The organism is Pseudoxanthomonas sp. SL93 (assembly GCF_026625825.1).
GTDB lineage: Bacteria > Pseudomonadota > Gammaproteobacteria > Xanthomonadales > Xanthomonadaceae > Pseudoxanthomonas_A.
The window spans coordinates 1785044-1799505 of sequence record NZ_CP113065.1; the positions used below are offsets into that span (position 1 = coordinate 1785044).

Genomic DNA, 14462 nt, shown 5'->3' on the forward strand with positions numbered 1-14462 from the left:
GGCGCGGGCGGAAATAGGGTTTCAGTGGGCGCAGCTGGCGTCGTGGACGTGCCAGTGGTTCAGCCGGAGGTTCAGCAGGTGGGCCAGCCCCACCAGCATGCCGCCCACCGTCATGACGATGGCATGCGGCACCACGGCCTCATGCAGCGGCGCGTACAACACGCCCGCCCACAGGGCCGCCAGGCCGAACAGCAGCATGCCCAGCGCACGGAACGCGCGATGGCGGCGGTAGCCCCACACCAGACTGAACAACCCCAGCACGGTGACGAACACGACAAAGCCGCGCTCGAAGCCGTCCCCCAGCCAGACCGACAGGCCCAAGGACGGAATGACGGCCAGCAGCAAGGGCGTGATGGCGCAATGGAGGGCACAGATCATCGAGCCGGCAGCGGCAAAACGATCGATCAGGGCGCGGAACGTGGACTTCATGGGAGACAAGTATGACTTCCGGGGGGGTTATATTGTCACTATTGGTATATTATAACATCAATCCCAACCCCACCGAGTGAACCCGGAACCCCATGGAATCGAAGCGCCGCTCCCTGCCTTCCCCCCACCTGCTGGCCAGCGCCCTGGCCCTCGCCGTGCTGCCGTCCGCCGCCTTCGCCAACGATGCCGGCGGCACGGGCCAGGCCACCGACCTGGACGCGGTGGTGGTGACCGCGTCCCCGCTGAAGGGCAATGCCGAGTCCGTGGCCACTCCGGTGGAAGTGCTGTACGGGGAAGACCTGGACAAGGCCAAGTCCGGAACGCTGGGCGAGACGGTGGCGAAGCTGCCCGGCGTGCAGACCACCTACTTCGGCACCGGCGTGGGCCGCCCGATCATCCGTGGTCAGGAAGGCCCGCGCGTGCAGGTGCTGTCCGGCGGCATCGGTTCGATGGATGCGTCCACGGTCAGCGCCGACCATGCGGTGAGCATCGAACCGTTCCTGGCCGACCAGATCGAAGTGCTCAAAGGCCCCGCGACACTGCTGTTCGGCAGCGGCGCCATCGGCGGCGCCGTCAACGTGGTGGACGGCCGCCTGGCCGACACGATCCCGGACGAACCCCTGAGCGGCCGCGCCGAGATCCGCGGCAACACCGTGAACGATGAGCGCACGGGCATGTTCCGCCTGGATGGCGTCAACGGGAACTGGGTGCTGCACGTCGATGGCCTGGTGCGCGACACCGACGACTACGACATCCCCGGCGTGGCCATCCTGCATGACCATGAGGAAGGAGAAGAGCACGAGGAAGAGCCGCAGCCCGAGGGCACGCTTCTCAACAGCTCGGTGAAGACCCGCGCCGGCGCGATCGGCGCCACCTGGCTGGGCGAAGGGGGTTATTTCGGCCTGGCCGGCAGCACCTACCGCAGCAACTACGGCATTCCCGCCGGCGCCCACGTGCACGGCGTGGAAGACCACGACCATGACCACGATGGCGAAGCCGACCGCGACGAGGAAGCCCATGAGGAAGGCGCGGTGCGCATCGACATGGTGCAGAACCGCGTGGACCTGAAGACCGGCATCTACAACCCGGTGTCGTTCCTGCAGAGCGTCAACCTGCGAGCCGCCTGGAACGACTACGAACACGTCGAACTGGAAGGCGGCCTGCCCGCCACCCGATTCACCAACGAAGGCTACGACGCGCGACTCGAAGCCGTGCAGAAGGACTGGAACGGTTGGCGTGGCGCGTTCGGCCTGCAGTTCGGCAGCACCGATTTCGGCGCCGTCGGCGAGGAGGCCTTCGTGCCCTCCACCACCACCGACAACGTCGGTGCCTTCATCGTGCAGGAGAAGGATTTCGGCCCCTGGAAGCTGGAACTGGGCGTTCGCTACGACCACGTGGAGCTGAAGCCGGAAGATCGCGCCGCGCGTGACTTCGATGCGGTCAACCTGTCGGCCGCCGCCATCTGGCGCCTGACCGATGGTTTCGATCTTCGCTTCGGCCTGGACCGCTCCGAACGCGCACCGACCAACGAGGAGCTGTTCGCCGGCGGCACCCACGTGGCCACGCAGTCGATCGAGATCGGCGATGAAGCCCTCGACACCGAGAAGGGCGTGCGCGCGGAAATCGGCGCGCACTGGCATACCGACCGCGTGGACCTGAAGCTGGCGCTGTACCAGACCAAGTTCACCGACTTCATCTACCTCACCGACACCGGCGTGGAAGAGGAAGGCTACCCGGTGCGCCTGTGGACGCAGGACGACGCCACGTTCACCGGCGCCGAAGCGGAAGCGAAGATTCAGCTGGCCGACACCGCCAGCGGTGCATGGGACCTGCGCCTGTTCGGCGACTACGTGCGCGCCGAGCTGGATGGCAGCGGCACGCGCACGGCCGCGTTCGAAGTGCCGCATGGCGACCACACCCACGACTACGAAGTGCAGATCGCGCAGGGCGGTTACCTGCCCCGCATCGCGCCGATGCGTGTCGGCGCCGACCTGGGCTGGTCGCTGGGGGGATGGCGCGCTTCCGTGGGTGCCGTGCGCTACGGCAAGCAGGACGATGTGGCGCAGAACGAGGAAGCCAGCGACGGTTACACCCTGGTGGATGCGCACGTGGCGTACCGCTGGGAGCGCACCGCGTCCAGCTGGGAGGTCTTCCTGGATGGCAGCAACCTGACGGACGAGGAAGCCCGCCCGCACACCTCGCTGCTGCGCGACTATGCGCCGCTGCCGGGCCGTGGGGTCGCCTTCGGCCTGCGCGCGTACTTCTGATGCCGCATTGACGTTCCTCCCCCGGGCGGCTGGCCGGTTTGGCAGCCGCCCTTCTTGACAGCAATTACGTGCATATACACATAATAGCGCATCGCCACGCGAGTCACCCCCATGTCGTCTTCCCCCACGCCCAGCGTGTGCACCTGTTTCCGCCTCCGGCGCGCCAGCCGGCGCGTGACACAGGTGTACGACCACGAACTGGCCGGGGTCGGCCTCAGCCTGAACCAGTACTCGATCCTCCGCCGGACCGAACGCGAGCCCCGCGCGCTCGGCGGACTGGCCGAGGAACTCGGCATGGACCGCACTACCCTGACGCGCAATCTGGCGCCGCTGGTCGATGCCGGACTGCTGGAAACCTTCCGTGGCGAAGACGCCCGCCAGCGCCTGGTGGCACTGACGACCGAGGGCCGCACGCGGCTCACCCGTGCGAAACCGCGCTGGCAGCGCGCGCAGGCGGTCATCGACGGACTCATGGGCGACGACGCCGTCCAGCGCCTGCATGGCGAACTGGACCGCCTGGACGGCCTGCTGCGTCAGCACCTCGGGGAGGCCGCATGAACACCGCAACGGAATCGTCCGCACCCCGCATGCACTGGGGCCTGCTGCTTGCCGCCGCGGGCATGCTGATGATCACCATGGGCGCGCGGCAGACGACGGGCCTGTTCGTCACGCCGATCCACCAGAGCACCGGCATCGGCATCGCCGCGATCAGCTTCGCGCTGGCCATCGGACAGTTCACCTGGGGCGCGGTGCAGCCGGTCTTCGGCGCCATCGCGGACAAGCGCGGCTCCACGGGCGTGCTGGTCTTCGGCGGCGTACTGCTGTCGCTCGGGCTGGCACTGACACCCCTGATGCCTTCGCAATGGGGGCTCATGTTCACGCTGGGCGTGCTGACCGCCGCCGGCGCTGGCGCAGGCAGTTTCTCGATCCTGATCGGCGCGACCGCGCAGCAGCTGGCGCCGGAGAAGCGATCGTTCGCCGCGGGCTTCATCAACGCGGGTGGCTCGCTTGGGCAGTTCGTGTTCGCGCCCATCGTGCAGTTCGTCATCACCGCCGCAGGATGGGGATCGGCGATGTACACGCTTGCCGTGGCCTCGTTGCTGGCGATCCCGCTGGCGTGGCCGTTGCGGCGCAAGGCGGTGGCCACCGGTGGCGGCAGCGTGGCCACCGCGGTCGGCGAGATCACGCTGCGCCAGCAGATCGCCATCGCCCTACGCGACCGCAGTTACTGGATGCTGCACATCGGTTTCTTCACCTGCGGCGTGCACATCGCGTTTCTGGTGACGCACCTGCCGGGCGAAATCGCCCTGTGCGGACTGCCAGGCAGCGTGTCGGCGATCTCGATCGCCTTGATCGGGCTGTTCAACGTGGCGGGCAGCCTGGCCGCCGGCGCGCTCGGCCAGCGCTATCGGATGAAGACGATCCTTGCGGTGATGTACGCCAGCCGTGCGGTGATGATCGCGCTCTACCTGCTGGCGCCGCCCACGGCCTTGACGTTCTATGTGTTCGCCGCTGCCTTGGGCTTCACCTGGCTGGCAACCGTACCGCCCACGGCGGGCCTGGTCGGCAAGCTGTTCGGTCCCCGCTACCTGGGCACGCTGTTCGGCCTGACGCTGCTGTCGCACCAGTTGGGCGGCTTCTTCGGCGCCTGGCTGGGCGGCGTGGCGCTGGAACACTCCGGCGACTACACGTGGATGTGGTACGGCGACATGGTGCTGGCATTGATCGCGGCGGCGGCCAACCTGCCGATAAGGGAGAAGTCACCGAAGGCAGCACCGGCAGCGGCGTAACCGGCTTGACTGTAGGAGCGACGTGAGTCGCGACCGTACGGCATCGCTTGCCAGGAACTTCCAACGGCATCACGCGCTGTCGGCGCAGAAATCGCGCGAGACAAGGAGTCAGCTCGCTCGAAGTCTGCGGTCGCGACTTACGTCGCTCCTACAACGGGTGATGCGTCAGGCCTCGGCGCAGCGCGCGCACAACCCGTGCACTTCCAGCGTCTGGGCCTGTGGCTGGAAGCCGAGTGCCTTGGCACGCTGTTCCAACTGGGTGACCACTTCCCGGTCCTCCAGTTCCACCGCGCTATGGCAGCGGTCGCAGATCAGGAACGGCACCGAATGCTGCGCGCTGTTCGGGTGATGGCAGGCGACGAATGCGTTGACCGACTCCAGCTTATGCACGAAGCCGTTGGCCATGAGGAAGTCGAGTGCGCGGTAGACCGTCGGCGGCGCATCCGCGCCGACGCCTTTCTTCGCCCGCACCCACTCCAGCAGGTCATAGGCCTTCACCGGCTTGCCCGCTTCCGCGATCAGTTCCAGCACGCGGGCGCGGATCGGCGTCAGCCGCAGGCCGCGCTCGTGGCAGGCACGCTCCACCGCCACCACGAACGCCTGGGCGTCGTGGACGTGGTGCTTGGGATCGGTGCAGGCGTGGGACGGCGACATGGGCACTCCGGGATCAGGCGGCCTTGCCTGTCTTGATAAGCGCTGCATCGATGCGTTTCAAGGCCTCCTCGCGCCCGGCCAGATAGACCGTCTGCGAGATGTCGGGGCTGACCTGGGTGCCGGTGATGGCCACGCGCAGGGGTTGCGCCACCTTGCCCATGCCGATGCCCAGCGAGGCAGCTGCTTCATGGAGGGCGGCGGAAACGGATTCCAACGTCCACGCGGATGCGAGTGCCAGCAGCTCGCGCGCCTTGGCGAGCGGTGCCTCCGCGGCCGGCACCAGGTGTTTCGCCACGGCGGCTTCGTCGTAGGTCTCCAGCGGCTGGTACCAGACCACGGAACGCTCGGCCATCTCCTTCAGCGTCTGCACACGGTCGCGCAGGGCGACGACCACGTCGGCGGCCGCCGGTCCTTTCGACAGGTCGATGCCGAGCTGCTGCAGCTGGTATTCCAGCTGCGGTGCGATGCTCGCCGGGTCGTCGTTCTTCAGGTAGTGCTGGTTCACCCAGCCCAGCTTGTCCATGTCCAGCCGCGCGGCCTTGGAATTCACGTCCTCCACCGAGAACAGGTCGACCAGTTCCTGCCGGCTGAAGATCTCCTGATCGCCGTGCGACCAGCCCAGTCGCGCCAGGTAGTTGATCAGCGCATGCGGCAGGTAACCGGCCTGCCTGTACTGCATCACGTCGGCGGCGCCGGTGCGCTTGGACAGCTTGGCGCCTTCCGGGTCGAGGATCATCGGCATGTGCGAGAACAGCGGCACGGGAGCGCCGAGCGCCTGGTAGATGTTGATCTGGCGCGGCGTGTTGTTGATGTGGTCGTCGCCGCGGATGACGTCGGTGATGCCCATGTCCCAGTCGTCCACCACCACCGCGAAGTTGTAGGTGGGGTAGCCGTCCGGACGGAAGATCACCATGTCGTCGAGCTCGCTGTTGCTGATCTCGATGCGGCCCTTGATGCGGTCCTCGAACACCACGCTGCCTTCGACCGGATTCTTGAAGCGGATCACCCGGTTCGGGTCGTCGCGGCGGGGCAGGCCGAGATCACGCGCGCGCCCGTCGTAGCGCGGCTTTTCCTGCTTCGCCATCGCCGCCTCGCGCATCGCGTCGAGCTCTTCCCGGGTCTCGTAGGCGTAGTAGGCCTTGCCGGCCGCGACCAGCTGTTCGGCGACCTCGCGGTACCGCTCCAGGCGGTCGGTCTGGTAGATGGGGCCTTCGTCATAGTCCAGCCCCAGCCACTCCATCGCCTGCAGGATGGCGTCGATGGCGGCCTGGGTGCTGCGCTCGCGGTCGGTGTCCTCGATGCGCAGGATGAAATCACCGCCGCGGTGGCGTGCCTCCAGCCAGCAGTACAGCGCCGTGCGGGCGCCGCCGATGTGCAGGTAGCCGGTGGGACTGGGGGCAAAGCGGGTACGGCAGGCCATGGGATGCTCAAGGAACGGAATCGCATGATTTTACCGCGCCGTGGCCCTTCTGCCGCGCTCGACGGGCCGGATGCGCCGCAGCGCGTCGATGCAGCGGGGCGCCGGCGGGCCGCGCCCGTCGATGAAGGAAGCCTGGCGGGGAGGTATTAGAATCCCGCCATGACCACGCTCTTCATCTCCGACCTGCACCTGGACGCCAGCCGGCCGGCCATCACGGATCTCTTCGGCGCCTTCATGCAGCGGGAAACCCGTGATGCCGATGCGCTCTACCTGCTGGGCGATCTGTTCGAGGCCTGGGTGGGCGATGACGACCCGTCCGACACGGGGGCCTATGTGGGCGCGCGCATCCGCGAAGTGGCCGATGCGGGCGTGCCGGTGTTCTTCATCCGCGGCAACCGCGATTTCCTGCTCGGCGAAACGTTCGCCCGCCGCGCCGGCATGCGCATCCTCCCGGATCCCGCGGTCATCATGCTGTACGGGAAGCCGACACTGGTCCTGCATGGCGACCTGCTGTGCACCGGCGATACCGCCTACCAGGCTTTCCGCGCGCAGACGCGCAACCCGGCCTGGCAGGCGCAGTTCCTGGCGCAACCGCTGGCCGCGCGCCTGGCTTTCGCCGCGCAGGCGCGCGCCGCCAGCCAGGCGCACCAGGGCGGCATGAAGCAGGACGACAAGGCCACGTTCGAGACATTGACCGACGTGGCGCCCGCCACCGTCGCCGCCACCTTCGCCCAGTTCGGCATCGATACGATGATCCACGGCCACACCCATCGGCCGGCGATCCATGATCTCGTCGTCAACGACCGCAGCTGCCAGCGCATCGTGCTGGGGGACTGGTACGAGCAGGGGTCGGTGTTGCGGGTGGAGCCCGACCGGATGGCGCTGGATTCGCTCTGAAAAGCGATGCCGACTGGTTCTTGCAGTCGTGGGAGCGACGCAAGTCGCGATGAACTGCCGTGGTGCCGTCATCGCGACTTGCGTCGCTCCCACATGCTCAACTACGGGCTTGCAGCGCAGCCAGCTCGTCCTCGTCGAAACCCGCCAGCAGGCGCGCTTCGATGTTGAAGGGGCCATGCAGGTAACCACCGGCGTGCTCCCTGAGCAGTTCACGGAAACGCGCGCGCGGCTCGATGCCCCGCTGGGCGCAGTACCACCGGTACCAGCGCGAACCCGCCGCCACATGCGCCACTTCCTCGCGCAGGATCAGCTCCAGGATCGCGACGGTGGCGTGGTCGCCCAGCTCCCGCAGTTTGAGGATCATGCCCGGCGTCACGTCCAAGCCACGCGCCTCCAGCACGCGCGGCACCAGTGCCATGCGGGCGAGGCCGTCGTGCGCGGTCTTCTCGGTCATTTCCCACAGGCCGTTGTGCGCGTCGAAATCGCCGTAGTCGTGGCCCAGCTCACGCAGGCGCGCGCGCAACAGGACGAAATGGCGCGACTCGTCATTCGCCACGCCTACCCAGTCGGCATGGAACGCCAGCGGCAACCCGCGGAAGCGGTACGCCGCATCCCATGCCAGGTCGATGGCATTGAGTTCGATGTGGGCGATGGCGTGGATGAAGGCCGCCCTGCCCTGCGCGCTGCCCAGCCCGCGGCGCGGCAGCTCGCGCGGATGCACGAGCGTAGGCCTGGGGGGCCGGCCGGGCATGCGGATCGGCGCGGGTGGTGGCGCCTGCTCGGGCACGGGCAGCTCGCCGCGGGCGAACATCGCCGCATAGCGCTGCGTCAGCGCGACCTTGTCATCGACCGACGTCGCATCCAGGCAGGCGCGCGCGGCCTCGAAAAGCGTGGTCACGACCGACCGCGCGGAAGTCAGCCGGAAACGCGGCGCTTGCGCTTGGCTTCGTCGGAACGCATCTGCTCGATGCGCTCGAAGTAGCCCGGCTCGATGCCGGTGACGTACTTGCCGTCAAAGCACGAGGAATCGAAGCGCGGCAGCTGCGGATTGCCTTCGCGCACCGCGGCTTCCAGGTCTTCCAAGTCTTGGTAGATCAGCCAGTCGCAGCCGAGCTGCTTCTCGATCTCCTCGACACTGCGGCCGTGCGCGATCAGTTCGTCGGCCGACGGCATGTCGATGCCATAGATGTTGGGGAACCGCACCGGCGGTGCGGCGCTGGCCAGATAGACCTTGCGCGCGCCGGCATCGCGCGCCATCTGCACGATCTGCTGGCTGGTGGTGCCGCGCACGATGGAATCGTCCACCAGCAGCACCACGCGATTGCGGAACTCCAGGTTGATCGGGTTCAGCTTGCGGCGCACCGATTTCACCCGTTCGCCCTGCCCCGGCATGATGAACGTGCGGCCGACGTAGCGGTTCTTGATGAACCCCTCGCGGTATTTCACGCCCAGCACGTTGGAGATCTCCAGCGCGGCGTCGCGCGAGGTGTCGGGGATCGGGATGATGGTGTCGATGTCGTGGTCGGGACGCAGGCGCAGGATCTTCTCGCCCAGCTTCACGCCCATGCGCATGCGCGCCTTGTGCACCGACACGTTGTCGATCATCGAATCGGGACGCGCGAAATACACGTATTCGAAGATGCACGGTGCATGCTCGTGCGGTTCAGCGGTTCGGCGACGATCTCGCTGAACAGTTCGCCGCGCGCGGTGATCACGATGGCCTCGCCCGGCTGCACGTCGCGCACGCGCGCGAAACCCAGGATGTCGAGCGTGGCGGACTCGGAGGCGATGATGTACTCGGCGCCTTCGTTGTGCTCGCGCTTGCCCAGCACCAGCGGACGGATGCCGTGCGGGTCGCGGAACGCCACCAGGCCCAAGCCCAGCACGACGCTGACGACCGCGTAGCCGCCCTTCACGCGACGATGGACGCCGGCCACCGCACGGATCGCCGCTTCGGGGCTGAGGGTGCGCTGCAGGTCCAGTTCGTGCGCGAACACGTTCAGCAGGACTTCGCTGTCCGAGTCGGTGTTGATGTTGCGGCGGTCCTGCGCGAACACGTCCTGGCGCAGCGCCTCGGTATTGATCAGGTTGCCGTTGTGCGCCAGCGCGATGCCATAGGGCGAATTCACGTAGAACGGCTGCGCCTCGTCCATGCCTTCGGAGCCGGCGGTGGGGTAGCGGCAATGGGCGATGCCCACGCGGCCTTCCAGCACGCTCATGGCCTTGGCATTGAACACGTCCCGCACCAGGCCGTTGTCCTTGTGCACGCGCAGGCGCGTGCCATCGGCGGTGGCGATGCCGGCAGCGTCCTGGCCGCGGTGTTGGAGGACGGTCAGCCCGTCATAGAGCTGGCCGGCAACATTCTGGTTGCCGACGATACCGACGATACCGCACATGGTTGACCTACTCCGGTTTCGACTGGGGCGACGCGGACGGGGAGACGGAATCCTGCGCGGCGCCACTGTCGTCCAGTGGGCGGGGCAAGGATGGCAGGCGCGCATTATCCCCCGCCGGGGCATCATTGCCAAAGTCCAGTTCCTGCACAGTCCATTCCGGCAACCACATGCTGAGCCACCGCGCACCGGGCAGGAGCACGGGGATGACCGGCGATTCCTGCCATTCAGGCTCGCGCGGCAGCGGCGTGAAGCCGACCAGCACCAGCAGCACGCAGGCCACCACGGCGCCGCGCACCAGGCCCAGCACGAGTCCCAGCGCGCGATCCAGGCCGGACAGGCCCACCGTCTTGATGAACTGCCTGACCACCCAGCCGACGATACCCACGAACAGCATCACCGCCACGAAACTCAGCGCGTAGCCGCCCAGCAGTTCGGTGGCGGTCGGCGGGCCGTCGCTGGACATCCATCGGGCGGTCTCCGCACCGAAGTGGAACGCCGCCCAGCCGGCCAGCAGCCAGGCGGCCAGCGACGCCAGCACCCCGACAAAGCCGCGCATCGCGCCGAAAAGCGCCGACACGCCGATGATGGCGAGCAGCGACAGATCCAGCAGGCTCATGCGCCCGCCCGTTCAAGGGTCATGGCGGAGGCCGTCGCGAGCCCGCTCAAGGATGCGGACGGACCATGCCGTCGATGCCCACCTTCGCCGCCACCTGGGATTTCAGACGGTCGGCATCGGCCCGGTTCGCCACCGGACCAACCCGGACGCGGCTCAGCGTGCCCTTGTCGGTGCGCACCTGTTCGACGAATGCACTGAAGCCGGCACCGCGCACGCGGTCGCGCAGCGCGTTGGCATCGGCCGCATTGGAGAACGCGCCCAGCTGCACCGCGAAACCGACGCTCGAAGCGGCAGGCTTCGGCGCTTCGACCGGCTTGGTCGCGGCGACGGTGGGCGCCGGCTTGGGCTCGACCGGCTTGGTTTCCGCAGGCTTGGGCGCCGCCGCCACGGGTGTGGGGGGCTTGGGAGCCGGTTTGGCGGGCTCGGGAGGCAAGGCCTGGGTGCTGACCGCGGGCGCCGGGGCTGTCGCGACCGGTACGGAGGCGGAAGGTGTGGCGGCAGGCGCGGGCGGCACGGACGCCGGCGCTGCCGCGGCATCCAGCGTCACCACCTGCGCGTTGACGTCATTGCGGACCTGCACTGCCTGCAGGCGGCCTGCTTCGGCGGCCGCGCGATCCAGGTAGGGCCCGACACGCACGCGGAACGCGGATTTGCCATTGATCGTCGCCGGCTCGACGAAGCCCGGAAGCTGCGCCTGCTTCAACCTTGCCAGCACCGCATCGGCATCGGATTGCGTCGCATAGGCGCCGAAGCTGACAGCGAAGTCGCCCGCCGCGGTCGGGGCCGGCTGCATGCCCGGGGCCGCCGTCCCGGTCCCTGGCGCCACGCTGCCCGAGGCGGGCGCAGCGCCCTGGCCTTCGAGACCCAACGCACCACCGGCGGGCGCATTGCCCGGCGTCACCAGCGGCAGTTCGCGTGTTTCGTATTCGCCTTCCGGCGAGGCCGGGACGTCGAGCGGGACGTCGGAGACGCCACTGTCGGGGGCAGGCCCCTTGATCAGCATGGGGAGGAAGATGACGGCCAGCGCCACCAGCACGATCGCGCCGATGAGGCGCTGTTTCAGAGCAGTATCCATCCAGATCCACGGTACAGGGCGGCAGGAATGCCGCTGCGATTATACGGCGCGCATCCGCGCCGACGGCTCATGGACCTGAATGCAGTGCGACCAGTGCGTCCGCCACGGTGTGGAAAGAACCGAACACCAGTACCCGGTCGCCCGCCCGCGACATCGCGCGAGCCGCGACCAGCGCATCGGCGACGGTGGCATGCGTCGCACCACCGGCAGCGGTCGTCGCAGCAAGGCGGCTGGACAACTTTTCGGCAGTCTGCGCGCGCGCGCCTGCGTCGAGGCCTGCCAGATGCCATGCCAGCGGAAGCGCGGCGAACGCATCGACCACGCCCACCACGTCCTTGTCCGCGAGTGCGGCGAACACCACGCGCGTTGCGCCGGCGACCGGATTCGCCTGCAGCCACGCCGCCAATTCACGTGCGGCCTGCGGGTTGTGGCCCACGTCGACCACGACCTCCACGCCCGCCAGGAACTGACGCTGCAGCCTCCCGGGGACGTTGGCGTGCGCGACGCCGTGCGCGATGGCGTCTTCGGTGATCTCCCCCCTCGGCAGCGCGCGCAGCGCCGCGATGGCGGTAGCCGCATTGGCGCGCTGCGCGGGCGCAGACAACCGGGGTTGTGGCAGTTCGAATTCCGTACCCACCTCGCGCCAGCGCCAGCGGTCGGTGTCGATGGGTTCGTGGAAGAAGTCGCTGCCCAGCCGCAGTGCGTTGGCGCCGATGGCGTATGCATGCCGCAGCACGCTGGATGGCGAATCGACCTCGCCCAGCACCAGCGGCTTCCACGGGCGTGCGATGCCGGCCTTCTCATGGCCGATCGCCTCGCGATCCTCGCCGAGCCAGTCGGTGTGGTCGATATCGACGGTGGTGATGACTGACACGTCGCCATCGACCAGGTTCACCGCGTCCAGCCGCCCGCCCAGGCCCACTTCCAGCACGGCCAGATCCAGCGATGCGTGCTGGAACAGCCAAAGCGCGGCCAGCGTGCCGAACTCGAAATAGGTCAACGGCGTGTCACCGCGCGCCGCTTCGACGGCCTCGAATGCGGCGACCAGCCGTGCGTCGCTGGCGTCTTCGCCATCGATGCGCACGCGTTCGTTGTAGCGCAGCAGGTGGGGCGACGTGTAGGCGCCCACCTTCCAGCCGGCCGCTCGCGCGATGGCCTCGATGAAGGCGACGGTCGACCCTTTTCCATTGGTGCCGCCCACGACGATGACCTGGGCGCCGGGCGCGTCCAGCGAGAGCCGCGCAGCGACCTCGCGCACGCGCTCCAGCCCCATCTCGATGGACCGGGGGTGTTGCCGCTCAATGTAGGCGAGCCAATCGCCGAGACTGCGCATTGACGCTTACTTCTGCTGCAGGGGGGGTGGGGTTTTCGCGTCCCCGGTGGCCGATGCGGTGGCAGGCGGTGGCAGCGCGATCGCCTTCTGCCGCCGGATGTTCTGCGTATGCCACTGGAAGGCCACGCATGCGCCCGCCTGGGTGGAATCGCACAAGGTCCGCGTCACGAAGAAGCCATGCTTGCCATCACTGGCCAGGCGGCTGCGTATCAGTGCGGGGGCATGCGAAAAGCCCTCCTGGTACACCTGCCATTGACTGTATTCCTTGCCTTCCATCACCGTGTAGAACAACAGGCCGGGCGGCAGGCCTTCGGGGGTATGCCGCGTCCCGCGCTTTGCCAGCAACGCCAGCGCTTCTTCAACGGTGTCGCCCGGGATCGGCAGCGGGTCCTGGATGTAGCCATCCACGGTGCCGTCTTCATCCACCGTCACCGGCGATACCCGGTCTTCCGGGCCGAGCCTGGCCAGGAAGGGGTTGTAGGGCGGCTCGCCCATGCTGAAATCGACCGGCATGCGGACGCGTCCGGGCACAGGCCTGCCCTTCTCGCGTGCGGGGGAAAACTTCCACTGGCGGGCAGCCTCGACGGCGGCCGTATCGAGCAGCTGACTCTTCGACGTCACCTCGACCAGCACGTCCTCCACCTTGCCCGTCTCACCGATCGTCAGCACCAGCACGGTGGTGCCTTCGACGCCGGCGCGAGCCGCTTCCGGGGGATAGCGGGGTGGCGCGCTTTCGATCACTTTCGCATCGGCATCCGGCGGGTCCTTCGTCTCCGCATGCGCGGCGAAGGTCGCGGCCATGAGCAGCAATCCGGCAAGCAGGTGCTTCATCCTCATTCCCCCTGATGGCAATGGCCTCGCATGCCACCACGCGGCGGCGTGCGTTGCCGTGACCTCATAACGCCCGATGCTTCGCCTCGCCGAAGAAGGGCGTGTGGTGGGCGCAGTCGTTCAGGCGTACCACTTCCAGCCGGTCCACGTCCGGCCCTTCCAGCAGGTTGAGCGTGGTCGGCGCCTGGCGGAAGCTCCACAGCTTGGCGATCGGCAGGCCCAGGATGCGGCACAGCAGGACGCGGTTGACGGCGTCGTGCGCGACGATCAGCAGCGTGTCGTCATCGCCCAGTCCCTCCGACGCACGCGCGAGGCCACGCCACGAACGGTCCAGCACCTGGCGCAACGATTCGCCGCCCGGCATCAGCACGGTGTCCGGCTCTTCGCGCCACGCCAGCAGGCGGGCGGGATCCTTGTCCTGGATCTCGCTGGCCAGCAGGCCTTCCCATTCACCGTGTGCGATCTCCTGCAGGTCCGCATCCGTCTGCAGCATGTCGGCACGCGCATCACCCAGCGCCAGCCGCGCGGTGAGCTGCGCACGGGACAGCGGCGAGGCCACCGCGCGATCGATCCGCACGTCCTTCAGCCGCTGGCCCAGCGCGGTTGCCTGGCCTTCGCCGACAGGCGACAACGGGATGTCGATCTGGCCCTGGTAACGGCCTTCGGCGTTCCACGGCGTTTCGCCGTGACGGGCAAGCAGGATGCGCATGCGTCAGTCTGTCCATTCGAGGGAAGCGGCCCGCTTCCGGAGGCC

13 protein-coding genes and 1 pseudogene are annotated in these 14462 nt (G+C 68.0%); 4 read left to right on the forward strand and 10 right to left on the reverse strand.

Features of this window, described 5'->3' with window-relative positions; genetic code table 11:
• Positions 1 to 21: 21 nt before the first annotated feature.
• Positions 22 to 429 carry a MerC domain-containing protein gene (locus OVA13_RS08460; RefSeq protein ID WP_267793330.1) on the reverse strand — a complete coding sequence of 136 codons (408 nt, stop codon included), beginning with the start codon at positions 427 to 429 and terminating at the stop codon, positions 22 to 24.
• A gap of 92 nt (positions 430 to 521) precedes the next feature.
• Between OVA13_RS08460 and OVA13_RS08465 the strand changes: the two genes are divergently transcribed.
• The 3 genes from OVA13_RS08465 to OVA13_RS08475 all read left to right on the forward strand — a co-directional run bounded on the left by OVA13_RS08465 (position 522) and on the right by OVA13_RS08475 (position 4486).
• Complete coding sequence (locus tag OVA13_RS08465) at positions 522 to 2696, forward strand: TonB-dependent receptor (protein ID WP_267793331.1); 2175 nt, start codon at positions 522 to 524, stop codon at positions 2694 to 2696.
• Between the two features lie 111 nt (positions 2697 to 2807).
• Entirely contained in the window at positions 2808 to 3254 is a 447-nt protein-coding gene (locus tag OVA13_RS08470; protein WP_267793332.1) for a MarR family winged helix-turn-helix transcriptional regulator, read from the forward strand.
• Entirely contained in the window at positions 3251 to 4486 is a 1236-nt protein-coding gene (locus OVA13_RS08475) for an MFS transporter (protein WP_267793333.1), read from the forward strand. The genes OVA13_RS08470 and OVA13_RS08475 overlap by 4 nt, the downstream gene beginning before the upstream one ends.
• Positions 4487 to 4651: 165 nt before the next feature.
• Here OVA13_RS08475 and OVA13_RS08480 read toward each other — a convergent pair whose 3' ends face one another.
• Positions 4652 to 5140, reverse strand: a complete 489-nt coding sequence (locus OVA13_RS08480; RefSeq protein WP_267793334.1) for a Fur family transcriptional regulator — start codon at positions 5138 to 5140, stop codon at positions 4652 to 4654.
• A 13-nt stretch (positions 5141 to 5153) separates the two neighbouring features.
• Positions 5154 to 6560 carry a glutamate--tRNA ligase gene (gltX, locus tag OVA13_RS08485; RefSeq protein ID WP_267793335.1) on the reverse strand — a complete coding sequence of 469 codons (1407 nt, stop codon included), beginning with the start codon at positions 6558 to 6560 and terminating at the stop codon, positions 5154 to 5156.
• A 159-nt stretch (positions 6561 to 6719) separates the two neighbouring features.
• On the opposite strand from gltX, the gene lpxH reads away from it, so the two are divergent.
• Positions 6720 to 7457 carry a UDP-2,3-diacylglucosamine diphosphatase gene (gene lpxH, locus OVA13_RS08490; protein WP_267793336.1) on the forward strand — a complete coding sequence of 246 codons (738 nt, stop codon included), beginning with the start codon at positions 6720 to 6722 and terminating at the stop codon, positions 7455 to 7457.
• Positions 7458 to 7554: 97 nt separating this feature from the next.
• Here the strand turns inward: lpxH and OVA13_RS08495 are convergent, their stop codons facing one another.
• From OVA13_RS08495 to OVA13_RS08525, 7 genes and pseudogenes are all read right to left on the reverse strand, one after another.
• The gene (locus tag OVA13_RS08495) at positions 7555 to 8355 is read right to left on the reverse strand and encodes a ferritin-like domain-containing protein (protein WP_267793337.1); all 801 of its coding nucleotides are present in this window, start codon (positions 8353 to 8355) and stop codon (positions 7555 to 7557) included.
• Positions 8356 to 8372: 17 nt separating this feature from the next.
• A pseudogene (purF, locus tag OVA13_RS08500) lies at positions 8373 to 9853 on the reverse strand (amidophosphoribosyltransferase).
• 7 nt (positions 9854 to 9860) lie between these two features.
• Positions 9861 to 10469, reverse strand: coding sequence for a CvpA family protein (locus tag OVA13_RS08505; protein WP_267793338.1), 609 nt, complete (start codon positions 10467 to 10469; stop codon positions 9861 to 9863).
• Positions 10470 to 10515: 46 nt separating this feature from the next.
• Entirely contained in the window at positions 10516 to 11544 is a 1029-nt protein-coding gene (locus tag OVA13_RS08510; protein WP_267793339.1) for an SPOR domain-containing protein, read from the reverse strand.
• A gap of 67 nt (positions 11545 to 11611) precedes the next feature.
• The gene (gene folC / locus OVA13_RS08515) at positions 11612 to 12877 is read right to left on the reverse strand and encodes a bifunctional tetrahydrofolate synthase/dihydrofolate synthase (protein ID WP_267793340.1); all 1266 of its coding nucleotides are present in this window, start codon (positions 12875 to 12877) and stop codon (positions 11612 to 11614) included.
• Between the two features lie 6 nt (positions 12878 to 12883).
• Positions 12884 to 13708, reverse strand: coding sequence for an energy transducer TonB (locus OVA13_RS08520; RefSeq protein WP_267793341.1), 825 nt, complete (start codon positions 13706 to 13708; stop codon positions 12884 to 12886).
• Positions 13709 to 13772: 64 nt separating this feature from the next.
• Positions 13773 to 14417 carry a histidine phosphatase family protein gene (locus tag OVA13_RS08525; RefSeq protein WP_267793342.1) on the reverse strand — a complete coding sequence of 215 codons (645 nt, stop codon included), beginning with the start codon at positions 14415 to 14417 and terminating at the stop codon, positions 13773 to 13775.
• Between the last annotated feature and the right edge of the window lie 45 nt (positions 14418 to 14462).